This window comes from Bacillus nitroreducens (assembly GCF_964021195.1).
In genome coordinates this window covers 1,136,591-1,159,851 of the sequence record NZ_CAXHYI020000003.1, presented here as the reverse complement: position 1 = coordinate 1,159,851, position 23,261 = coordinate 1,136,591, and the positions used below count along the sequence as shown (strand labels likewise).

Sequence of the window (23,261 nt, the reverse complement as noted above, 5' to 3'; positions counted from 1 at the left end):
AGCGCTACCATTTGGTCATAATCAAATATTACTATTTTGTTCACATTTAAGAAATCATCAAAAAAAATCAAAATGTCTAATTAATAGACAATTTACATACATTTGTCTATTTTAAGGAGGTTTTTTTAATGAATGATAGAGTGGATTTACGATTTAAGCGACGAAATCGAACAAAAGAACATTTTAAATCAGCTCTTATCGAACTTATCAAAGAAAAAGGCTACAATGCCATATCTGTAAAGGATATTGTAAATAAAGCTTCCTATAATCGAAGCACATTCTATGTTCATTACCTAGATAAGATTGATTTAGCTGAAGATCTTTTGAATTCCATGATGTTAGGGTTGTGGAATTCTGTAGGAAAGCCATATACTGCGGGCCAGGAGGTGCATACCTCAAAGATCAGTAAACCATCCTTTAATATAGTTTCCTATATTGATGAGAATCGGGACTTTTTTGAACTCATTAAATATGACGATACATTGCCTGGACTGCATACGAGCTTCCCTCAAACCATTCTAAAAATCTATCAAGAAAAGTTCATATTTAGAACCATTAATGATATTCCCGTCAATATGGACTATTTTAAAATGTACACGGCCTACGGTTTTTATGGACTTATTCGAAATTGGATTACAAGTGACTTCAAAGAATCTCAGGAAGAGTTTATTGAGGAAGTAATTGATTTAACAAAAACGCATATCTATTCTTTTAAATATACAGGTAACTGAAATGAAGACAGGTTCATTCCATTGAACCCGTCTTTTTATATTTGCTTTCGAAGTTCTGACACAACTAACTCCATATCCTCCAACAGAAGTGGATACAAATTCGGCCTTCTCCTAGCTGCAAGCGGATGGTACGCGACAGTTGTTTGATAGCCATTCATTTGATAGAAATTTCCCCTTAGCCCTTTAACTTCAAGTTCAGAGTTCTGAAAAAAGGATTGAACAGCCACGTTTCCAAGACAAACAATGATTTTCGGTTTCTGTTTCTCTAGTTGGTCATATAAATGGCGCATGCAGATTTCTCGTGTCTTGCCCTTATCATAAGCCCGTTTCGGTTGTCTCTTTAAAATATATGTCACATATATCTGCCCTTTATCTAGCCCTGCTTCATATGCAGCTTTTTGCATCGTTTGCCTCGTTCCACAAACCATTGGCTTACCATCACGATTTTCGCGGGAACCAGGATTATCTAAAATAAACATGATCGGAGCTCTTGGATTTCCTTCCCCCCAAATCATTCGCGCCCCCTGTTGATAAAGCCCGCATTCCTTACAATCCCTCTGGTCCTCTGGTGTTGGGTCCTCATTCCACATTTCAGGACAAAATGGATTCACTGCCTTCACACTCCTTGTGGATAGGATAACCAAAAAAACAAAAGCCTAAGCGCCTTGAAAACGAAACCGTTGCCTTACTGCTGCCACGTCGTGAGAGCAAACGTCGATGTCAACACATCCTCGAAAAAGCTTTGCATTTCTTCGTGCGATGCTCATTCTCTCGAAGACCTCCTTGTTGTCCTGCGTAAGTCCTACAAGCATAAGACATAAGACTAAAGGCGTGTTCTCCTTGAGACGGATCGGCTAGACCTTAAGTTGGGCTGGCTGCTTACGATAGAGGTATCTAACTTAATGCAAAAAGGTCCAAAAAGTGGAATTTTCCAATTTCCTAACCATACAAAAATCTGGACCCTTTTATTAAGTCCAAATATTTGTATTAACGTACATTTTCACTAATGATTTGAATGATAAGTAGTACTGTCACGATCCGTAATATGGGTTTGACATATTGTGGCTTTAGCTTCTGAGCGATACGCACACCAATTTGTGCACCTGTTAATGAACCTAACAACAATGCAATCGTGGTGGGCCAGATTATTTTATCAGTCGCAATATAAGTCATCGCAGCTCCAAAACAACTTGAAAAAGTAGCGAGTCGTACCAATCCAACTGCCTGAATGTATGCTACATTTAAATGGTTGTATAGATAGAGCATTAATGTTCCCTGACCAGGTCCAAATATCCCATCATATATTCCAATACTGTACAGTCCTGGTGCACTGATTTTATTAATTTTCAATGGTTCATTTCCAGTAAAATCCCCTTTTCCTACAAACGAAATAATAAAGGCAAAAAGCAACAGAACAACGGCAACCCAATACATATTTTCTGCTGATATTTTTGAGGCAATTAAACCCCCGCTTATTCCACCAGATAGACTAACAGGTATAATCCAAATGGACTTCTTTAAAGAAAGCTCCTTTTTCCGTAATAAATAGAAGAAGCTCGAAAATGAACTAATCGTATTTGAAACTTTATTCGCTCCAATTGCTGAGTGAACAGGTACTCCTAAGATTAACATGGATGGTAAACTAATTAGTCCCCCACCACCAGCGAGCGTTCCCACAGTCGTTGCACAAATCCCAATTAAAAACAGAATTACATATTCCATTCTTTACCACCCCTTGCACCTTAAGTATAGTGGCAAAGGCGTGATTAAGAAAATTAATCTTTTTTATATAAATAGATAAGTTTTTCCTATATTTGATTGTTAACAGAATTTTCATAAATTATAGCCTGGTTTTCATTTAAACTAAGAAATAGAATAATGAAAGGAAGTAAGGGTTTGATACTAAAACCTCGAACCGAATCAGATGAATTGTTAGCTTTACGCTCATTAGATACGCGTATGGAGTTAACTTCAAAGGATAAATTCCACCATCAAAACCTTGAAAGAGGATATGAAGGGGAGGTGAAATTTGACTCATTGATACAAGACCTGAATGGAGAGAGATACATTATCAATGATTTATTATTTGAAGTAAACAACTCGTATTTCCAAATTGATACTTTACTTATTTCACAAGACATTATTCATCTTCTAGATATTAAAAATTTTCAGGGAGATTGTTATCTAAAATCAGACAAGCTTTATTCTGTTTCGTCTGGCCGTGAATATAAGAACCCTATTAATCAAATTACCCGAAGTGCTTCTTTATTCCGCCAACTCCTCCAAAATCTCAACCAAAATTACCTAGTGGATGCCTCCATTATTTTTATTAATCCTCGGACTCTTACTCTTCCTTTTCATCGATCTCTGTCTTCCACACCCGCTCCTATGTCCAAAATCATCACCTCATTTTCTACCAACTACCGAAATCACAAAAAACAGCCTAGCATCATGTGCCAGGCTGTTCCAGACCCTAAACTAATTTTTACCGATTTATATTCTCCTGAAGGTTAAACTGACTGTCGTACATGTTAAAGTAGAATCCTTTTTTCGCTAATAGCTCTTTGTGTGTGCCTGACTCAATGATTTCTCCTTGATGAATAACTAGTATGCGGTCAGCATTTTCAATTGTTTTTAGTCTGTGAGCAATAATAAAACTCGTCTTTCCCTCTGTTAGACGATTGATTCCCTTTTGAATTTCAATTTCAGTATTTGTATCAATACTAGAAGTAGCCTCATCAAGAATTAAAATATCTGAATCTGCTAAAATTGCTCTAGCAATCGCCAATAATTGGCGCTGACCCTGACTTAAGTTTGCTCCGCCAAATGTAATCCAGGTATGATAGCCATCAGGCAAATGTTGAATATATTGGTGAGCTGATGCCATTTTCGCAGCAGTGACCACTTCCTCATCTGTTGCGTCTAGACGCCCATACCTGATATTCTCCATTATTGTACCTGAGAATAAGAAGGTATCTTGTAGAACAACACCAATTTTTTTACGCAAACCACTGAGTTGATAGTCCTGAATGTTTCTTCCATCCACCATTAGCTCACCCGATGAAACATCATAAAATCGCGTCAATAAATTAATAATGGTTGTCTTTCCAGATCCGGTTGGACCAACAAGTGCAATCTTCTCACCTGCTTTAACAGCAAAATGAACGTTCTTTAAGATGGGGCTATCTTCTTCATAACTGAAATTGACATGAGAAAATTCAACTTCACCCTTTAATGAATCAACAGTAATCGCATTCTCTTTATCTACTATATCTGGTGTTTCATCCATTATTTCATAGACACGCTCCGCCCCTGCTATGGCAGATTGGAACAGATTGATTAAATTCGAAAGCTGATTAATTGGTCTAAAAAACTGACGTGAATATAGAACGAATGACCCTATAATCCCAACAGTTGCCAGGTTGTGCACGGCAAGTACAGCACCTACTGCAATGACAAGACCAAGCCCTATATTGTTTATAAAGTTATTAACTGGACCAAGAAATCCCGAAACAGTATCAGCAGCCATGGCTGATCCGCGCAATCGTTCATTGACCTCCGAGAATTGGTCATTTACTTTTTCCTCTTTACCAAAAAGCCTAATTACTTCACTACCTGAAATGGATTCCTCAACAACACTGTTTAATTGACCTAAATCACGTTGTCTTTTAATAAAAAAGTTACTACTATACGTAATAATTTTTTTCGTTGTATAGATCATCAATGGAATGACAAGGAGGGTCACTATAGCAAGAACCCAATTAAGGGAAAACATAGCAATTGCTACTCCTGAAACCATTAAAATTGAAGAAAGGATTTGGATGATACTCTGGCTTAATGCATTATTTAAAGTATCAATATCATTTGTTACCCTACTCATTAAGTCACCGTGCGTACGATTATCAAAGAATCTCAAGGAGAGAGTTTGGAGCTTATTAAATAATTCTTGCCGTAAATTCCGTATAGTTTCTAAAGAAACCCGAACCATCATATAATTTTGCAACCAGGTAAACAATGCAGTTGCCACGTATACGGCAGTAAGTATCCCCAAGAAGGTTATCGTCCCAGACACATCTTTTGGAATGATATACTCATCAATAATAACCCCAATTAAATATGGTCCAATAAGCCCTAGAATTGTGGAGAGGATTACAAAGATAACGGAAAAAATTAACCCAGCTTTTTGCTTCTCCATTTGCCTCCAAATTCGTCGTATTGTTCTCTTCCAATCCTTTGCTTTTTCTACTGGGCCACCAAAGCCTCGTGGACCACGTGCACGAGCCATCATATTTGGATTCGATTGCGTGGCTGATTTACTCATCCGTACTCAACCTCCCTTCCACCTTGGGTTGCATAGATATTTCGATATAATTCACTCTTTCTTACTAATTCATCATGTGTACCAATCGAATCGATCTCACCGTCTCTCATCACAAGGATCTGATCTGCATCCATAACAGATGAAATCTTCGATGATATAATAAACACCGTCGAATTCGAGTAGTTTTTTCGTAATGCCTGTTGAACTTTTCCCTCCGACAAAGCGTCAATCGCTGAAGTCGAATCATCGAGCACTAGAATGTTAGGCTTGCGTATAAACGCTCGCGCCATCGATAATCGCTGTTTTTGACCACCTGATAGATTTGTTGCTCCTTGCAACAGCATGTGTGAATAATGCTCCTCAAATCTCTTGATAAACTCGCTAGCTGCCGCAGATTCCGTAGCCTGATCCATCTCATTTTCTGTTGCCATCTCTTTTCCAAAACGTAAATTTTCATCAATTGTCCCAGAAAAAAGCATAGCTTTTTGAGGTACATACCCAATACTTTTACGTAATGTTTCAAGAGGTATGTCTTTTACATTAATTCCATCAATGTAAATTTCGCCAGAATCTGGATCATACAAGCGTGGGATTAGTTTCACTAGTGTTGATTTTCCACTTCCTGTTGAACCGATAATACCAATCGTTTGTCCTGCCTTGGCCTTGAAAGAAATATTATGGAGCACATATTTCCCATTTTTACTATAACTAAAATTTACTTGTTTAAATTCCACTTCACCTTCTAGGTGATCTATTGGGTGAGGGTGATTTGGTTCATTAATAGCATTTTTTGTTTCAAGAACCTGAACAATTCTCTCCGCAGAAGGAAAAGAACGCGCAATTTGCATCAACACATGACTACTACTAATTAATCCATTCATCATGATGTTTAAATAATTTAAAAATGCTAATATAACACCCACTTGAAGTGTACCTTCATTAACTTTAATAACTCCCATCCAAAGTCCAGCTATTATCCCTAAATTCACCACAAACATCATAATTGGCATTAATGATAATATGAGCTGTTCTGCAGTCATCAGGCGGTTCGTCAACAAATTATTCACCTTTTTAAAATGGCCCATTTCATAATCTTGTCGATCAAATGCCTTTATAACGCGTATCCCAGCTAACATTTCTTGAAGTTTTGTATTAACCTGGTCCATTGCTTTTTGAACTTTAGAATATAGTTTTCCAGACTTTACTGAAAAAAAGTAAATAAAGGCAATAAGAATAGGGATAGCTACTAATAAAATGGGGAATAGCTCCCTTGCAGTAAACCAAACGATTACGATTGAACCAATAAAGAGCAATGGCCCTCGTACAAAAATACGAAGTGTCATTGTCACAGCCTGTTGCAAAGTTGTAATATCGTTTGTAGTAATCGTGATTAATTTCCCAGTCCCAAATGAATCAATATTATGATTCGAGAATTGACCTGTCTTCTTGAACACATCTTGACGTATATCTGTAGCAAAATTAACAGACGCTTTGGATGAAAAAATAATACAGCCTACCCCACCAATTAATCCAATGATCGCACATAATAGCATAATAAGTCCTAATTGAATGACATACCCATTATCCTGATTGGCAATTCCTGTATCAATCATCTTCTGCATAATTGTTGGCTGCAGGAGATCCATTACAACCTCAACGCACATAAAAAGAGGCGCTAAAACAGCAAACAATAGATATGGCTTTACATACGTAAGTAACTTTTTCATTGCCCTCATGAAACTTTCCCCTTACTTCGTGCTTTTCTTTTTTAATGCTTCCGTCATTTCATCTATTAAGGAAATTATGTCGGCTACACCTTTAGAGTTTCCACGTGTTTGTTTCACAGCCTGTCGTAATTCCCTTTCTAATCGTTCCATTGCAGACTTAAGCTCAATAAACTCCTCAGAGTTTTTCCAAACCATTCTTTCTCTCCACTCTATCCAAAAATCGTCTCTGGAATAATCCCCCTCTTCTATACGCTTTAGACCATTCTCATTGATTGAATAGACCTTTTTGTTGGTATTTTCACCCCGTTCAATCAATTGTTGTTCCTCCAACTCCTGAAGAGCTGGATATACGGTTCCTGCACTCGCGGAATAAGCACCATTTGATCGCTCTTCAAGTTCTTTCATAATTTGATAGCCATGCATGGATTCTTCCTTCAACAGATGCAAAATGGCTATTTGTACAAAACCACGTCTTCTTCTCATGCCGCACCTCCTTATCTATATCGATAATTATATTCGATATATCGATAGCTATCAATCGCAATAATTAATACCGAAAAGTTTATTCGTTACTAAATTAAGGCAAAATCGACCTTCTCGTCTGACTCTATTGACTTTTATGCTTTACTAAAAATTTACCATGAGGTATAATACACCCTCATTTTCTGTAGAATATGAATACCTATTACCGACAAATAACGAAAGTTTTCTTGACCATTTTGCGTAATGTGCCTTACCTACAACTTTACTACGCATATTTCAAAGCATTTCCGATATAACATTCGTTATTTGGTACCAATTCTAAGAATGATGTTGATTATGTTAACTAGAAACGGCCATACAAGGATTTATCAGCGAATATGCAGTATTCTTGTGTTTGCAGCCTTCCTAAAATGTTTGTTACGATTATTAGCAGTTAAGCAAACCGTACATCAAATTTAGTTTGCAAGATATTTTCTTGTGAAACTATTCACAAAGGGGAGTTGATATAATGGAATCTGGTATCCAAACAGATCAAAATCACAACGAATCGTTGAGTGATGATTATTCATTGGATAGGGTACCACTTAACAAGAGAAACATGGGATGGTTAAGTATTACAAATATCACATTCGGAATTGCAACGGCTATTTTTTACTTTCAAATGGGAAGTGTTATGGCACTCCAGTTTGGTGCTATTAACGCCATCATATCCGCTATATATGCGATAATCGTTGCCGGTATTCTTGGTACATTCATTGCTTACTTATCTGCAAAGTCTGGTATGAATGTTAATTTATTATCAAGAGGTGGCGGATTCGGCTATATTGGCGCATCATTAACCTCCATTATCTATGCTACAAATTTCATCATGTATTGTGCACTTGAAGGCTTAATCTTAGTTGCCGCTGTGCATGAATTCTTACCTATTATTCCTGAATGGGCTTTAATTCTTTTCTTCGGTACTATTGTCATTCCATTAAATTGGTTTGGAATTAAGCAATTGGACAAACTACAGAAATGGTCATTACCTTTATTTGGCATCTTTTTAATTGCTGCAATTGTGGTAGCTTTTATGACACCATCTCTATATGAAGGCAGCTTCTGGACCTATATGCCGGAAAATGTTAAGGTCGGTGGTACTGCTCTCTTACTTTGTATCGGCATGCAACACGGTATTATGGGCTTAACCCCACTACTCGCATCTGATTATGCACGTTTTCTTAAACCAAAAGACATGAAAATTGGCATATGGGCAATCGGATTTGTCCCACAAATTTTCTGTTTTGGTGTAATGGGAGGCTTAGGTATTTGGTTTGGCGTTCGTCTAGGCGAACCGAATCCTGGTGTATACATTGTTACACTTCTTGGTATGTGGGGAGCATTATTTACAATGATTACCCAAGTAAGAATTAATGTTACGAATATATACAGCGGGTCATTATCTCTATCAAACTTTTTTGAAAACGTATTTCACTTTAAACCAGGAAGACGCTTTTGGGTAATTGTGACAGGTGTATCTGCCATCTTCTTAATGCTTACTGATATTGTCAATAACCTTGGTACAGCGTTAACTTTCCAAGGAGTATTTTTGCTATCTTGGGCAGCTATTTTAGTTACGGATGCGGTTTTTGTTAAGAAAATGCTAAAGATTGGCCCTGCTTATTATGAAGCTAGACAAGAAAATTTATTTAGATGGAATCCCGTAGGTGTAGCCGCATTGCTGATTTCAAGTATCCTTGGAACAGTGGCAGCACTAGGATTCATGGGAACATTTTTACAAAGTACAGCAGCTTTCTTTGCTGCCATACTCGCATCAATCATTACGGTTATATTAGCAGTTGCAACTAAAGGGAAATACTATATTAAGAAAGAAGCAACTGATATTGAAAAAGAAGAGTACGTCGCTTAACAGGAATACCCTCTACATTGATTGTAGAGGGTATTTTTACGTAGTTATTTTCTATGGTCATTCAAATTTGTCAATTCTTCATCAATTCTACTCATGAATTCCTCGGCAGCATTGTACCCCTGCTGCTTTAAATACCAGTTATTTGCCGCTGCTTCAATTAATCCTGCTACATCACGGCCAGGTTGTAATTGAATTTCTATGGAAGGAATTTTTACACCCATATATTCCATCGTGTTAATTTCCTGCTCCAAATCATTATACAACGCATCCTTTTCCCACTTCGTTAAATGAATATCAAGAGAAATCCGGGTTTCATCTTGAAATGCCTTGCGTCCATACATCCGGACCACATTTAATAGGCCTATACTGCGAAGAGCCAAAAATTCCTTCGTTTTTTCATCATGTGTACCAAGAATGGTTTGCGGACTTAATTTTTTTAAAACAACAATATCATCGGCTACAAGTCGGTGCCCCCTGCGGATCAATGTATGCGCCGTTTCACTTTTCCCAACTCCAGAGTTCCCACGAATAAGGATTCCGATTCCTGACACATTCATACAAACTCCGTGTACTGCGATTTGCTCTGCTAATTCCTTAATTAAGTAGGCATCCAGTTTAACGATAAAATCTGAGGTAATCTCAGGCTCTTTTGTTACTAACAAAGGAATTCCTTGCTCGACGCAGTGCTTTCTTAAATAGGTGAGTCCATCTTCTCCACTTGTCACGATAAAACATGGGGGATGATATTGAACAATATTTCCGATCCGAATTCTTCGCTCTTCTTTTGTGAGTTTATGTAAATATGTTACTTCTTTTCTTCCTAAAATTTGAACACGTTCTGTCGGGAAAAAGTCAAAATGCCCGACGAATTCAAGTCCGGGCCGATGTACCCTCGATTGTGTAATTGTATTCTGTAGTTGGTTTTCACCAGCCAGTACCTTCAATGAAAACTTGCGAACCAAGTCTTCCACTATTACCTTTTTCACCTTACCAATCACCGTCCACATCATCTTTTATTAGAATTATACTTTACGAACGGTGGAAACGTCATCAATATATTACTATAGATTAACTTTCCTTTCCCTTCGCTACTGGATTTTCCTCATATGAAACCCAATCACTATAACTCCCAGCATATAGTTTTACATTTCTAAATCCTGCCATTTTTAATGCGATAAAATTTGGGGTAGCTGTTACACCTGAGCCACAATAGACAATGATTTCATCATCCACATTAAGGTCAGAGAATCTTTTTTTCTGTTCTTCACTTGATTTAAACGATCCTTTCTCCAATCCATCTACCCAACATTTATTAAGGGCACCTGGGATATGGCCAGCTATTCGATCGATCGGCTCTACTTCTCCTAAAAAGCGGCTCTCGTCTCTTGAATCTAGTAAGATTGGTGAGTGTTTCTTCTGGTCAACGACCTCTTTTACTTCTTCATAAGTAGCAAGCATGTCACTGCGAATGTTGACTTCAAAACTAGCCGATTCTTCCTGTTGAATTTCACTTGTTGTTGGGTAACCTGCTTCAACCCAGCCAGCATATCCTTCGTTTAATACATATACCTTGTCATGCCCAAGGTAAGTTAGTAGCCACCAAAAACGTGAGGCAAACTGTCCCTCACCACCATCATAAGCAATGACAGTTTTTGAACGGTCAATGCCTACTTTCTCTATCTCACCCTTAAACTGTTTCATATCTGGAAGTGGATGCCTTCCCCCATGCTCCGAAACTGGAGCTGATAACTGTTTTTCTAAATCAAAGTAATACGCACCTGGGATATGGCTTTCTTGATACTGTTGTTGTCCAAGTGTAGGATTCCCTAGTGCAAATCTACAGTCTACTACTTTTACTTCTTTATGTTGTAGTTGCTCTATAAGCCATTCTTTATTTACGACAAAATCCACTCAAATCGCCTCCGCTATTATTAACTATCTACATTATATGAGAACATCCCCTAAAAATCATAGCAATCAGAATAAAAGTGTTGCTTAGCATTTTTTATCTCTTATCAGGGGAAAAATAGGCAAAACATCATTTGAAAGGAAGAGTTCATTGAAGACAACAGATTTAGTCGTTCAGTGCTTAGAAAATGAAGGGGTTAAGTATATTTTTGGCATAATGGGAAAGGAAACCCTTGACCTCATGAATTCTTTATCCAAATCGAAACAAATTACATATGTGAATGTGAGGCATGAACAAGGTGCCGCTTTTATGGCTGACGTTTACGGGAGGCTATCCAACAAGGTTGGCGTTTGTTTAGCAACATTAGGGCCAGGTGCCTCAAACCTATTAACTGGAATAGCAAGTGCTACCCTTGACCATTCTCCTGTTGTTGCTATTACAGGACAAGCTGGTTTTGAGAGGCAACATAAAGAAGGCCATCAGTATATAGATGTAGTTAAAATATTTGAACCAGCTACAAAATGGAGTGTTCAGATTAAGGATTCAAAAACCATTCCCAAAATAATTCGTAACGGATTTAGAGTAGCACAATTGGAAAAACCAGGTGCTGTCTTAATAGAATTACCAGAAAATCTAGCTTCAGAGATGATTCAATCCCAACCCATTCCAGTCACACCTATACCCAAAAGCATCCCTACTTCGGAAGCCTTTGAGGCTGCACGAAAGGTAATCAATCAAAGTCAAAAACCAGTTGTAATCGTAGGTAATGGGGTCATTAGACAGTCGGCTATGGATGAGTTTCGCAACCTTATCGGACACTTACAAATACCCGTTATCCATAGTTTTATGGCAAAAGGAATTTTAGCAAAGAATCACCCGCTCAATTATTTTACCTTTGGTTTTATGAACCAAGATGAAACTTTACCGTTAATCGATGAATCAGACTTATTAATCGTCGTAGGTTTTGATGCAAATGAGAGAGCACCTAAGGATTGGAATAAAAAAGCACGTCCAATTTTACATATCAATCCCCTCCCAGCTGAAATTGATGACTATTATCCATTAAAAGGAGAATTAGTTGGCGATCTAAAGGCGACATTGAAGGCACTTATTTCACCAGATCTTCCTACTAAACACTGGATGCCATCTGAAAATCTAAAAAAACGAATCCAGTCCACTTATCAAATTAATAAGGCTTTAGAGGATAAAGAGTCTCTTTCAATAGAGAATATTTTAAACGTAATTGAATCTCACTCAACAGAAAAAACCATTGTAATCTCTGATGTTGGCGCTCACAAAGTTGCTATTGCCCGTACGTATCAACCAAAACAAGGTGGAAGGCTTATCATCTCAAATGGATTCGCATCCATGGGTATTTCCATACCTGGTTCCATTGGTGCCAAATTAGCATGTCCGCTTGATCCAGTCATTTGCATTACAGGGGATGGAGGAGCGCTTATGAATATCTCTGAATTAGAGACAGCAAAACGACTAGGCTTATCTATTATCATCATTGTGATAAACAATTTATCTTTAAAACTAGAGGAACAAATGATGGAAGAGAAATTTTTCGGTCAAAGCTTTGGAGTGAACTTCGGAAATCCTGATTTTTTAAAGCTTGCTGAAAGCTTTGGAGTAAAAGGGGTTCAACCTACTGATCTACCTGAATTTGAACAGGTTTTAAATGAAGCATTAATTCGTAACAACGAACTGATGTTGATTGATCTTCAAATCCCGAATTAATACCAAAAGGATGGTCTTTGCAAATTGTACGCAAAAAAACCATCCTTTTTTCAGTAAATTATTTCCCAGGACTAGATCATTTTCATCTAGCCATTACGCCTTTTTGATGAACACAACCTTTAGATAATTACCTTCTTTAAATTGCTTAATGGTTTGAAAATCCTCAGGCAATGAAAATTCCTCTACGATCGTATATTTGCTGTTACTTTCCTTAAATGCTGTCTCAATAAACCCTTTAAACTTTTTCATGTCAAATGAAGCACTGTTTGTTGAAGCGACAATTATTCCATTCTTCTCAGTAATCGAAATTGCTTCTTTTAGGAGATTTTTATAGTCCTTTTCAGCGCTAAAAGTAAATTTTTTCGACCTTGCAAAACTTGGTGGGTCAAGAATAACCATATCAAATTTCAGCTTCTTTTTTACCGCATATTTAAAATAATGAAACACATCCTCCACAATGATGTCATGCGCCTCATAATCTAAGCCATTTACACTAAACTGTTCAATCGTCTTTGGCAAGCTACGATTAGCCAAATCAACACTCGTTGTCTTTACAGCTCCACCCAATGCTGCAAAAACAGAAAATGCCCCTGTATATGAAAAAGTATTTAGTACCGTTCTTCCTTTTGCATACTTGTCACGTATAGTCCTTCTCACATCTCGTTGGTCGAGAAAAACCCCTACCATTGCTTCCTCATTAAAATAAACGGCGAAATTAACCCCATTTTCTTTTACGATTATCGGAAACTGTCCGCGTTCACCATCAACATATCCATCTTCTTCAATGAATTTTCCATCTGCACGAAACCTCTTTTTCTGATAAATCGCCTTATATTGAGTGAGATTTTTAAGAGAGGTGATTACATAATCAAAAAAGGAATAGATTCCTTTACTATACCAATTAATTAAGTAATACCCATTGAAATAATCAATCGTAAAGCCACCAATTCCATCTCCTTCTCCATTAAATACGCGGAAGGCATTTGTGTCCTCGTTCTTAAAAAAGGACTGTCTTTTGTCTAATGCAGCTTTAATCTTCCTTTCAAAGAATAGCTGATCTATCTTTTCATTTTTGTTCTTCGTTAAAACCCAACCGTACCCTTTGTTTTGCTTTCCGTAATAACCTTTCGCAATAAATGAGTTACTTTCATCAACTAGGGATATTAACTGACCCTCTTCTAAATCACTTGTACGTTCCATCACTTGTTTTGAAATAAGAGGGTAGCCACCTTTATACTTGTTCACGAGTTTTGAAGGTACCTTTACATGTATTTCCGATCTCATAATCTCCATCCTATCCTTTGGTTTTATTTACCTATCATACATGTCTCCAACTCAATTTAAAAGGGCCAGCCCATCGCTACCTAAAGTAACGAGGCACTGGCCCTATCTTGTAAAGAAGGTTTACTTATTCATCGCAGAAAGAAAATCACCCAAAAGACTATCTAAATCAGCATCTTCGGAATTGTCTTCTTCGTCTTCATGATTTTCTTGTCTTGCTGTTTCCCAGTTAAAATTATTTAAATCATCGTCAAAGCTATCAGTATCCTCTGTTACTGCAACTTCCCCAGCAGAGGTGTGATCTTTCTCCTCATTTAGGTTCTCAATCCTATGCTCAGACATAGACACTTCCTCTTGTAAATACAGGGCTTCATCTATATCTAAAGATTTGCTATTCAATGAGGCGAGTAGTGCAGTTGCACGAACAGGATCAGTTAGAAGTTGGTAAATAATACTTCCTAGTATAGCCTCGGAGTGCTCATGTTTTAACCAATTGCGTTGTGATTTGGTTAATTTATGAGGGAGTGGAACAGTAATAACCTCTCGCTCTCTCGAATAAGACTGACCTACTCCTTGGAGAACAAACTCTGCAATTTTACTTGAAAAATTCCTGCGTTCTGTTTCCTTTAGCTTCTGTAGATGTTTTAATAAATGATCAGGTGTATCGGATGGTACTCGGAAAGAAATCGCTTGTCCCCTTTTCACCTCAGTTGAGGTAGACTTTCTCATAGGATCACCTTATCTTCTCATTTTTTTACTGGCTCTTGTGGCTTCTTTACTTCTTGGGTTTTTCTAACAAAGTCCGTAATGAGTTTATAATAAGCATTCGCCATCATCCAGATACTTTCCTTTTCATCTTCAAAAAATTCAATGTTATACCCATCTAGGTTATTGTTTAATGTTTTAATATAATCCTTTAAAACGTTTGATCCACCACCAACAAAATAACAAATTTCTGTTTGAGAGTTTTTCAACCATACGTTACGTAATAGGCGATATTGCTTTTTTGCTAGTTCGAGTAGAATTCGGTCTGTTATATCATGGACACTTGTCCGACTACCTTTTACCATAATATGATTTCGGTTGTTTTTCCTTGTAATAATGTCGACTACATCACGGCGACTATCCAGTTCAACTCCGTGTTTGGACCTAATCTCTTCTCTAATCGCTTCTAACGATTCAGATACGCCTAGGTTAAAACCTTGAGCCTTATCATCATCAACTGTCCTATTGCGAATTACGGCAATATCTGTTGATAATCCACCAATATCTTGAATTAAAATTCGTTTATCAATTAAATCTTTATTGATTACCTTGAGATTATTATCCATTACAAGATTAATATAGGCAGCGAAGCCTTCAGGATAGATTTTTACTTCATTAAATTTGATATTGACCTTTAACCCTTGATATCTCGGCGTTACAAGAAATTCTACCTGATGAACAGAACCAGTTAGCTTTGAACGGTATCCCGTATCTTTTCCTTCTTTTACTTCACGAAGTGGAAGGCCCGTTCCGAGAGTATAATTTGCATCAATCACGTTTTTAGATCGTGGGAAGTTTGTTGTATTTCCTTCTCTTACGGCATCCAGTGCCAATGTTGCGAAAAGCATAATTAATGTTTGGTCTTCTTCTGACTTACTACTTCCTGGATCCAATTCAGAAGCACTACCACTCTTCGTAGCTAAGTGACCAACACGATAAATCACGTTATTTTCTTTTAAAGCAGGGGAGTGAACCTTGATGTGGATTCCTTCCAATGGATCCTTACTATCTAATTCCTCTATACCAATTACCGGACGGTCCTCGGTGTCCCTTGCAATAATATTCGGAATATTTAACTCATATTCTAGTTCTCCAAAGATTGCTTTAACGGAGTCATTACCAACATCAACTGCTGCTATTCTGGATATAGACATTCAAACATCATCCCTTCAAATTAGTAGATTTATTTTCTTATGTCTGTCTATTACTAATTTAAGGGTATTAAAAAATACTAGATTCCACAATGATTCCCATTAAAAAGAAACACAACTGTAAACCTGTAAACACTTTGTAAACATGTCGATTTTTGTATACACTTTTGTATACATATTGGTATGAAGGGATGTAAACATATTCGTATACAAGAAAACAGTTTTGTATACTTTTTGTTTACACTTTGTATACACGTAAACATATTTGTAAACAAAACTAAAAATGAAAAAAGAGTGCCCCATTTTTTTGGTAGCACCCTCTTTTTGAACATTCAATTTTTACTTAATCTGTCCATTTCCTCTTATTGTATATTTAGTAGAAGTTAACGCTGGTAACCCCATGGGCCCACGTGCATGAAGCTTTTGTGTACTAATCCCAATTTCTGCCCCAAATCCAAATTCAAATCCATCTGTGAATCGAGTTGATGCATTGTGATAGACCGCTGCAGCATCCACTTCTGTAAAGAATTTCTCTACATTCTCAACTGTTTCAGAAACAATCGCTTCAGAATGCTTTGTTCCATATTGATTAATATGTGCAATCGCCTCTCCTATATCCTCAACTACTTTTACGGCTACTTCTAGCCCTAAAAATTCTGTTCCCCAGTCTTCTGTATTAGCAGGAATGATTCCCTTTCCTACCTGTTGAACAGTTTCATCCCCATGAATTTGAACGTCTCTTTCCTGCAAAGCTGTTAGTAACTCATTCATATGAGTAGACGCCCAACCTTTGTGTACGAGAACATTTTCAATCGCATTACATACAGATGGACGTTGGGTTTTTGCATTGATCGCAATCTCAACTGCCATCTTTGGATTCGCTGTTTCATCAATATAAACATGACAGTTTCCTGCACCTGTTTCTAGTACTGGAACGGTAGAGTTCTGAACAACAGTCTGAATCAACTTAGCTCCACCTCGTGGGATTAACACATCAAGATAGTCATTTAACTTAAACATTTCAGATGCCGTTTCTCTACTTGTATCCTCTAGTAGTTGTACGGACTCGATTGGTAAATCCGCAATCTCAAGTGAACCTTGAATAACTTTTACAATAGCTTTATTAGAATGAATAGCAGTAGAGCTACCACGAAGTAGAACGGCATTCCCCGTTTTCAAACAAAGACTTGAAGCATCCACTGTTACGTTCGGCCTTGCCTCATAAATCATTCCTATTACACCAAGTGGAACTCTGACCTGCGCAATTTTAAGTCCGTTCGGACGTTCCCATTCCTCGATTACTTGGCCTATTGGGTCACGTAGTTCTGTTAACTGAATGAGAGCGTCCGCTATGTCACGGATTCGCTGTTCTGTTAACTTTAATCGGTCAAGCAAAGAATCACTCATGCCATTTTCTTTTCCTGCCTGCAAATCTTTTTTATTTTCTTCCAAAATGAAAGCTTTTTCTTTAATAAGTTGCTCAGAAATGATAGAAAGTGCTCTGTTCTTTTGTTCAGTTGACGCTTTTGCTAAAAGTTGTGAAGCAGTTTTCGCCTTTTTGGCTTTTTCGATTAACTCACTCATACCTCATTCTCCTCTCTTTTTGACTTACCCAATTATCTCTATGGATGACTACCCCTTGATCACTGTTTACTTCAACCATTGCCTTTGTACTTGATAATCCTTTAATTCTTATTAACTGATCGGAGGAAAAATTCACTTTTCCTTTTCCGATAATATCACCCTTAGGATTTACAACCTCTACGACATCATTGATTCTGAAATTACCGACGATATTCGTGACTCCTGCTGGAAGAAGGCTTTTTCCGTGGCTTAAAATCGCGGCAGCAGCTCCCTGATCCACTTCAATTTTTCCACTTGGAATCGAATGTAGCGCTAACCATTGCTTTGAAGCTTTCATGCTAGGTCGTGAGGAGTTCCCAATATAGGTTCCATCCCCTTTTCCAGCAAGAATATCAACAAATTTCTGGTCACCAGTCCCAGATCCAATAAATACTTTCACGCCAAGGCCTAAGGCTGTTCTTGCAGCTTCAATTTTTGACTTCATTCCGCCAGTCCCTACTTTTGAACCCGCTTCTGAAGCACCACTTAATAATTCGTCATTAATTTCTTCAAGGAAGTTATACCTTTTCGCATCTGGATGTGTGCGTGGATTTTGATCATAGATTCCATTGACATCTGTGATAATAATTAAAAAATCTGCTTTAACAAGTCCACTCACTAGTGCCGATAACATGTCATTATCTCCGAAGTTTAATTCTTCTAGTGATACGGAATCATTTTCATTAATAATAGGAACTACATTCCGTCTTAATAACTCTGAAAGTGTAGCATATGCATTGTTGTATTGATCTTTGTACAAGAAGTTTTGCCTTGTTAATAGTAATTGTGCAGCAACAATTCCATGCCTTTTAAATTCTTCGGTATATCCTCTTAGTAGCAGCCCTTGGCCAACTGCAGCTGCAGCTTGTTTTCCAGCAATTGTTTTCGGGCGGGAGGTATAACCAAGATCCATAAAACCTGCTGCCACAGCACCAGAAGAAATAAGAATGACATCATGTCCATATTCCTTCAATTTCGCAATTGCATTAACATGCTCACGGAGCTTCTCAATACTTAAGCCACCATTATGATTTGTTAACGAACTACTTCCTATTTTGACAACAATTCGTTTCTTCTTCACTCCATTCACCACCCAATTTAATATAAAAAAGGCCCTTTCATCCCTATTAAAAGGACGAAAAGACCATTGTCTTTCGTGGTACCACCTTTATTGATACTAGAACGAAACTTCTCCTAGTACCCACTCGAAAACCTTTAACGCAGGCAACGGTTAGGTTTTGCCTAACAGTTCAAAGGACAGGTTCAATAGCATTGCAGGTTGTAAAATCTTTCAGCCCATGAATTTTACTCTCTTTTACCTGAGGACTATTTACTAGTTCCCTATCATAACTTTTATATCTTTTATTCATTGATTTACTTATTAGATTAGGAATATTATGAATCAAATTTATACTTATGTCAATGGAAGTCAGAAGTATTAAATAATTACCAATCATGCTTTTGTTTTATTTCTGTCACAATTGATAATAATGTAAGTGATACTAGTGTAAATGATAATGTTACATATCCTCTAAGCTGGTATCTAAATATGATTTCTCTCTAGCATTTCATTTGACATAGATAGTAATATCTATATAATAATTAGTATAAACAAGTAATAATTATAGATTTTTAGTGCATAATACTAATAATCTATTTTTAAAATATAAACATATTGGAGGAATTTTATTATGTCAATTATTGGAAAAGAAATACTACCATTCACAGCACAAGCTTACAATGCAGGAAATGGCGACTTTGTGGAAGTTACTCAAGAAAATTTTAAAGGTCAATGGAGTGTTGTTTGTTTCTACCCAGCAGACTTTACATTCGTTTGCCCAACTGAATTAGAAGATCTACAAAACCAATATGCAACACTAAAAGAACTTGGTGTTGAAGTTTATTCTGTATCAACTGATACACACTTTACACATAAAGCATGGCACGATCACTCAGAAGCAATTAGCAAAATTGAGTATATTATGATCGGTGACCCTTCACAAACAATTTCACGCAACTTTGATGTACTTGATGAAGAAGCAGGTCTTGCACAACGTGGAACTTTCATCATCGACCCTGACGGTGTTGTACAAGCTATGGAAATTAACGCTGACGGAATTGGCCGTGATGCAAGTACACTTGTTAACAAAATTAAAGCTGCACAATATGTGCGTAACAACCCAGGTGAAGTATGCCCAGCTAAATGGGAAGAAGGCAGTGAAACACTTAAGCCAAGCTTAGACCTAGTTGGAAAAATTTAAGGGGTGCAATAAATGGTATTAGATGCTGAAATTAAGCAACAATTAAACCAATATCTCCAACTTTTAGAAAATGATGTGCTAATTAAAGTTAGTGCAGGTTCAGATAAAGTTTCAAAGGACATGCTGTCACTCGTTAATGAGTTGACAGCAATGTCTCCTAAAATTAAGGTTGAACAAGCCGAATTAGAGAGAACACCTAGCTTTAGTGTGAATCGCGTTGGCGAAGACACAGGCGTAACATTTGCAGGTATTCCTCTTGGACATGAATTTACTTCATTTGTGTTGGCTCTTTTACAAGTGAGTGGAAGAGCTCCGAAGGTTGACCAAAAGTTTATTGACCAAATCAAAAATATTGAAGGCGAATATCACTTTGAATCATATATAAGCCTAAGTTGTCAAAACTGTCCTGATGTTGTTCAAGCACTCAACTTAATGAGCGTCCTTAACCCTGGTATCACACATACCATGATCGATGGAGCTGCTTTTAAAGAAGAAGTTGAAAGTAAAGACATCATGGCAGTACCAACAGTATTCTTAAATGGTGAAGCATTCAGCAGCGGCCGTATGTCATTGGAGGAAATCCTTGCGAAACTTGGAAGTACTCCTGATGCATCAGAGTTCGCTGACAAAGATCCATATGATGTTCTTATTGTTGGTGGAGGACCTGCGGGTTCAAGTGCAGCAGTATATGCGGCACGTAAAGGAATTCGTACGGGTCTTGTTGCAGAACGTTTTGGTGGCCAAATTTTAGATACTCTAAGCATTGAGAACTTTATCAGTGTGAAACGTACTGAAGGTCCGAAGCTTGCAGCCAACCTAGAAGAGCATGTGAAAGAATACAATGTAGATGTTATGAACCTTCAACGTGCAAAACGTATTGAAAAGAAAGACCTTATTGAAGTTGAACTAGAAAACGGCGCTGTACTAAAAAGTAAAACCGTTATCCTTTCAACTGGTGCCCGTTGGCGTAATGTCAATGTACCAGGTGAAGCAGAGTTCAAAAACAAAGGTGTAGCATACTGCCCACACTGTGACGGTCCATTATTCGAAGGTAAGGATGTAGCCGTTATTGGTGGAGGTAACTCTGGAGTTGAAGCTGCAATTGACCTTGCGGGTATTGTCAAGCATGTAACAGTTCTTGAATTTAATTCAGAGCTGAAGGCTGACACAGTCCTACAAGATCGTCTCTTCAGTCTTCCAAATGTAACAGTTATTACAAATGCTCAAACAACAGAAATTACGGGTACTGACAAAGTAAATGGAATTTCTTATGTAGACCGTGATACGAAAAAAGAGCATCACATTGAATTACAAGGTGTATTTGTCCAAATTGGTCTTGTACCAAATACAGACTGGCTCGGTGATACAATTGAACGTAACCGCATGGGTGAAATCGTGGTTGATAGCCATGGTGCTACATCTATGCCAGGTGTATTTGCTGCTGGAGACTGTACAAATAGTCCATATAAACAAATCATCATTTCAATGGGATCTGGTGCAACTGCATCTCTAAGTGCGTTTGACTACCTCATCCGAAACAATTGGGATTCAACAACTGATGATACGGATAAGAAATCACTCGTGCATCAATAAACATAAAACTACTTAAAATAAAAAAGTCACTTTATAACCTTAATGGTTTAAAGTGACTTTTTTTATTAAAGAATTGTTTAATGATGATCTGAATGCTCATTATCGCCACTATTATTAGGAAGTGTCGTTGGTACATCGGATTCAGTACCAGGTTCAACTAATAAGAATTGTCCCATCATTCCTTGGTCTTCATGAAGCAATAAATGGCAGTGATACATGAGTGGAAAATCAGGATCAGCATAGTCCCCAAACTCAACAACAATTCTCACTTTTGCACCATTGGGAACAAACACCGTATCCTTCCTTCCCCTTTCGTATACTGATGGCTCCTTCCCATTAATGTCCAAAACTCGAAAGGCCGCATTATGAATATGAAAATTATGAGACCAACCAAAATTATTAATTTCCCATATTTCCGTTGTACCTGCTGGAACAACTTCATCAATCCGATACATATCCATTAATTTATCATTAATCTTATTTTCCATCGTGAGCTTAAATTGACGTACTCTAGCATCTTCTGGTACCTCAATTGGCGGAACCGTGGAGAGCTGTCCTTCAATTGGAACTGAATCTGTTAATTCAGAAGCAGCAACAATTTTTAATAATTCAAATTCCCCATTATCTAAACCAGCGTTCCCCTTATAACTGTGAAGAATTATTTCATCGCCAGGTTCGAATTCAACAACTATTTCTGCACGTTCACCTGGACTTAGCATAATCCGTTCTACTGTTACTGGTTCGTTTAGAAGCCCTGCATCATTTCCTACAAGTTGAAACGACCGCTCATCCGAAAATCCAAAATTATAAGCCCTTGCGTTTGAACCATTTAGCAATCGAAAACGAACTTGATTTGCTGTGACTTCCAGATATGGGTCATATGTTCCATTCACTAGTATTTCATCGCCCAGTGTACCAAATATACCCTCATCATCCATTGTTAACTGACCATCTTCTGTGAACAACTTATCTTGTATTATCAGTGGGATATCATCTACTCCATAATTTGATGGTAGTTTCTTTGAATCTTCGTCATCAATAATGAACATCCCGGCAAGCCCACTATAAACATGTTCAGCTGTTTTCCCGTGCAAGTGAGGATGATACCAAGTGGTGGCAGATGGCTGATCAATTGTCCAATGTGGTGTCCACATCTCCCCCGCCTTAATCATTTGGTGTGGGCCTCCATCCATCACGGCAGGTAAGAGCATTCCATGCCAATGCAAGGTCGAGTCTTCATTTAACTGATTGACCACATTGAACGAAACCTTATCACCACGTGATACTCGAATCGTTGGCCCAAGGTAGGAACCATTTATCCCTCTAGTATCCGCTATTTTATCAGGTAAGAGCTCTGTTTTCCCGTCTTGCATAGTTAATATGAAATTTTTTGTCCCATCAGGCTCAATTGTAGGTTCAATAAGTTCTGGTATTTTTAATGGTTGAACAAATTCTAGTTTACCTACATTTGATACAATTTCTTCTTTTCCACAGCCTGCTAAGGTTAAAACAAATATCATAGTCAGTGCTGTAAAAAATTTATGATATAATCTCAATTTTTCCCCTCTACTTTCTCTTGTTTCCGTTGATTGTTTCTTATCTTTACCTTATGCCTATTTTATCACAGTCCTATTAAATCCTGATTTTTTGTCATAATTTTGACACACAGTTTGAATAATAAGGAGAAAGGACAAAAAACAACGAAAAACAATCGGGAATTATTTTCTAAAAATAATTCTGAAAAAATAAAATGGACATACTTGA

At 37.5% G+C, this 23,261-nt stretch carries 19 protein-coding genes and 1 other annotated feature; of the genes, 6 read left to right on the top strand and 13 right to left on the bottom strand.

Going from position 1 to position 23,261, the window contains the following annotated elements; all coding sequences use genetic code 11:
• Positions 1–128: 128 nt before the first annotated feature.
• The gene (locus ACWPVE_RS09525; protein ID WP_453992769.1) at positions 129–731 is read left to right on the top strand and encodes a TetR/AcrR family transcriptional regulator; all 603 of its coding nucleotides are present in this window, start codon (positions 129–131) and stop codon (positions 729–731) included.
• A 35-nt stretch (positions 732–766) separates the two neighbouring features.
• On the opposite strand, the gene ACWPVE_RS09520 is transcribed toward ACWPVE_RS09525, so the two are convergent.
• Both ACWPVE_RS09520 and ACWPVE_RS09515 read right to left on the bottom strand, forming a co-directional pair.
• Positions 767–1,342: a uracil-DNA glycosylase gene (locus ACWPVE_RS09520; RefSeq protein WP_453992767.1), complete on the bottom strand. Its 576-nt coding sequence runs from the start codon at positions 1,340–1,342 to the stop codon at positions 767–769.
• Between the two features lie 376 nt (positions 1,343–1,718).
• On the bottom strand, positions 1,719–2,453 hold the full coding sequence (locus ACWPVE_RS09515) for a sulfite exporter TauE/SafE family protein (RefSeq protein WP_453992765.1): 735 nt from the start codon (positions 2,451–2,453) through the stop codon (positions 1,719–1,721).
• Between the two features lie 156 nt (positions 2,454–2,609).
• On the opposite strand from ACWPVE_RS09515, the gene ACWPVE_RS09510 reads away from it, so the two are divergent.
• Positions 2,610–3,245 (top strand): nuclease-related domain-containing protein, encoded by a 636-nt coding sequence (locus ACWPVE_RS09510; RefSeq protein ID WP_453992764.1) that lies wholly within the window; start codon positions 2,610–2,612, stop codon positions 3,243–3,245.
• Here ACWPVE_RS09510 and ACWPVE_RS09505 read toward each other — a convergent pair.
• Genes ACWPVE_RS09505 through ACWPVE_RS09495 form a run of 3 tightly spaced genes read right to left on the bottom strand, consistent with a single transcriptional unit; the run spans position 3,217 to position 7,262 of the window.
• Positions 3,217–5,016: an ABC transporter ATP-binding protein gene (locus ACWPVE_RS09505; RefSeq protein WP_453997442.1), complete on the bottom strand. Its 1,800-nt coding sequence runs from the start codon at positions 5,014–5,016 to the stop codon at positions 3,217–3,219. The genes ACWPVE_RS09510 and ACWPVE_RS09505 overlap by 29 nt on opposite strands.
• Before the next feature lie 32 nt (positions 5,017–5,048).
• Entirely contained in the window at positions 5,049–6,788 is a 1,740-nt protein-coding gene (locus ACWPVE_RS09500; RefSeq protein WP_453992762.1) for an ABC transporter ATP-binding protein, read from the bottom strand.
• Between the two features lie 12 nt (positions 6,789–6,800).
• The gene (locus ACWPVE_RS09495) at positions 6,801–7,262 is read right to left on the bottom strand and encodes a PadR family transcriptional regulator (RefSeq protein WP_453992760.1); all 462 of its coding nucleotides are present in this window, start codon (positions 7,260–7,262) and stop codon (positions 6,801–6,803) included.
• 508 nt (positions 7,263–7,770) lie between these two features.
• On the opposite strand from ACWPVE_RS09495, the gene ACWPVE_RS09490 reads away from it, so the two are divergent.
• Entirely contained in the window at positions 7,771–9,171 is a 1,401-nt protein-coding gene (locus tag ACWPVE_RS09490; protein WP_453992758.1) for a purine-cytosine permease family protein, read from the top strand.
• 44 nt (positions 9,172–9,215) lie between these two features.
• Here the strand turns inward: ACWPVE_RS09490 and hprK are convergent, their stop codons facing one another.
• Together hprK and ACWPVE_RS09480 are read right to left on the bottom strand one after the other, a co-directional pair.
• Positions 9,216–10,157, bottom strand: coding sequence for an HPr(Ser) kinase/phosphatase (hprK, locus tag ACWPVE_RS09485; RefSeq protein ID WP_453992756.1), 942 nt, complete (start codon positions 10,155–10,157; stop codon positions 9,216–9,218).
• 82 nt (positions 10,158–10,239) lie between these two features.
• Complete coding sequence (locus tag ACWPVE_RS09480) at positions 10,240–11,082, bottom strand: sulfurtransferase (protein WP_453992754.1); 843 nt, start codon at positions 11,080–11,082, stop codon at positions 10,240–10,242.
• Between the two features lie 148 nt (positions 11,083–11,230).
• Here ACWPVE_RS09480 and ACWPVE_RS09475 point away from each other — a divergent pair, with 148 nt between their 5' ends.
• The gene (locus tag ACWPVE_RS09475; RefSeq protein WP_453992753.1) at positions 11,231–12,823 is read left to right on the top strand and encodes an acetolactate synthase large subunit; all 1,593 of its coding nucleotides are present in this window, start codon (positions 11,231–11,233) and stop codon (positions 12,821–12,823) included.
• A 93-nt stretch (positions 12,824–12,916) separates the two neighbouring features.
• Here ACWPVE_RS09475 and ACWPVE_RS09470 read toward each other — a convergent pair whose 3' ends face one another.
• The 5 genes from ACWPVE_RS09470 to proB form a co-directional block, all read right to left on the bottom strand.
• A complete protein-coding gene (locus ACWPVE_RS09470; protein ID WP_453992751.1) occupies positions 12,917–14,107 on the bottom strand; it encodes a class I SAM-dependent rRNA methyltransferase in 1,191 nt (396 codons plus the stop codon).
• Positions 14,108–14,227: 120 nt separating this feature from the next.
• Entirely contained in the window at positions 14,228–14,833 is a 606-nt protein-coding gene (locus ACWPVE_RS09465; RefSeq protein WP_453992749.1) for a hypothetical protein, read from the bottom strand.
• 17 nt (positions 14,834–14,850) lie between these two features.
• Complete coding sequence (locus ACWPVE_RS09460; RefSeq protein WP_453992747.1) at positions 14,851–16,023, bottom strand: Alp7A family actin-like protein; 1,173 nt, start codon at positions 16,021–16,023, stop codon at positions 14,851–14,853.
• Positions 16,024–16,359: 336 nt separating this feature from the next.
• A complete protein-coding gene (locus ACWPVE_RS09455) occupies positions 16,360–17,604 on the bottom strand; it encodes a glutamate-5-semialdehyde dehydrogenase (protein ID WP_453992745.1) in 1,245 nt (414 codons plus the stop codon).
• Complete coding sequence (proB, locus tag ACWPVE_RS09450; RefSeq protein ID WP_453992743.1) at positions 17,597–18,724, bottom strand: glutamate 5-kinase; 1,128 nt, start codon at positions 18,722–18,724, stop codon at positions 17,597–17,599. Before proB ends, ACWPVE_RS09455 begins: the two co-directional genes overlap by 8 nt.
• 47 nt (positions 18,725–18,771) lie before the next feature.
• Positions 18,772–19,000, bottom strand: a binding site (T-box leader).
• A 334-nt stretch (positions 19,001–19,334) separates the two neighbouring features.
• On the opposite strand from proB, the gene ahpC reads away from it, so the two are divergent.
• Both ahpC and ahpF read left to right on the top strand, forming a co-directional pair.
• A complete protein-coding gene (gene ahpC, locus ACWPVE_RS09445) occupies positions 19,335–19,904 on the top strand; it encodes an alkyl hydroperoxide reductase subunit C (protein WP_453992741.1) in 570 nt (189 codons plus the stop codon).
• A 12-nt stretch (positions 19,905–19,916) separates the two neighbouring features.
• Positions 19,917–21,497, top strand: coding sequence for an alkyl hydroperoxide reductase subunit F (gene ahpF / locus ACWPVE_RS09440; RefSeq protein ID WP_453992739.1), 1,581 nt, complete (start codon positions 19,917–19,919; stop codon positions 21,495–21,497).
• Positions 21,498–21,574: 77 nt separating this feature from the next.
• On the opposite strand, the gene ACWPVE_RS09435 is transcribed toward ahpF, so the two are convergent.
• Positions 21,575–23,053 (bottom strand): multicopper oxidase family protein, encoded by a 1,479-nt coding sequence (locus ACWPVE_RS09435; RefSeq protein ID WP_453992737.1) that lies wholly within the window; start codon positions 23,051–23,053, stop codon positions 21,575–21,577.
• Positions 23,054–23,261: the final 208 nt, after the last annotated feature.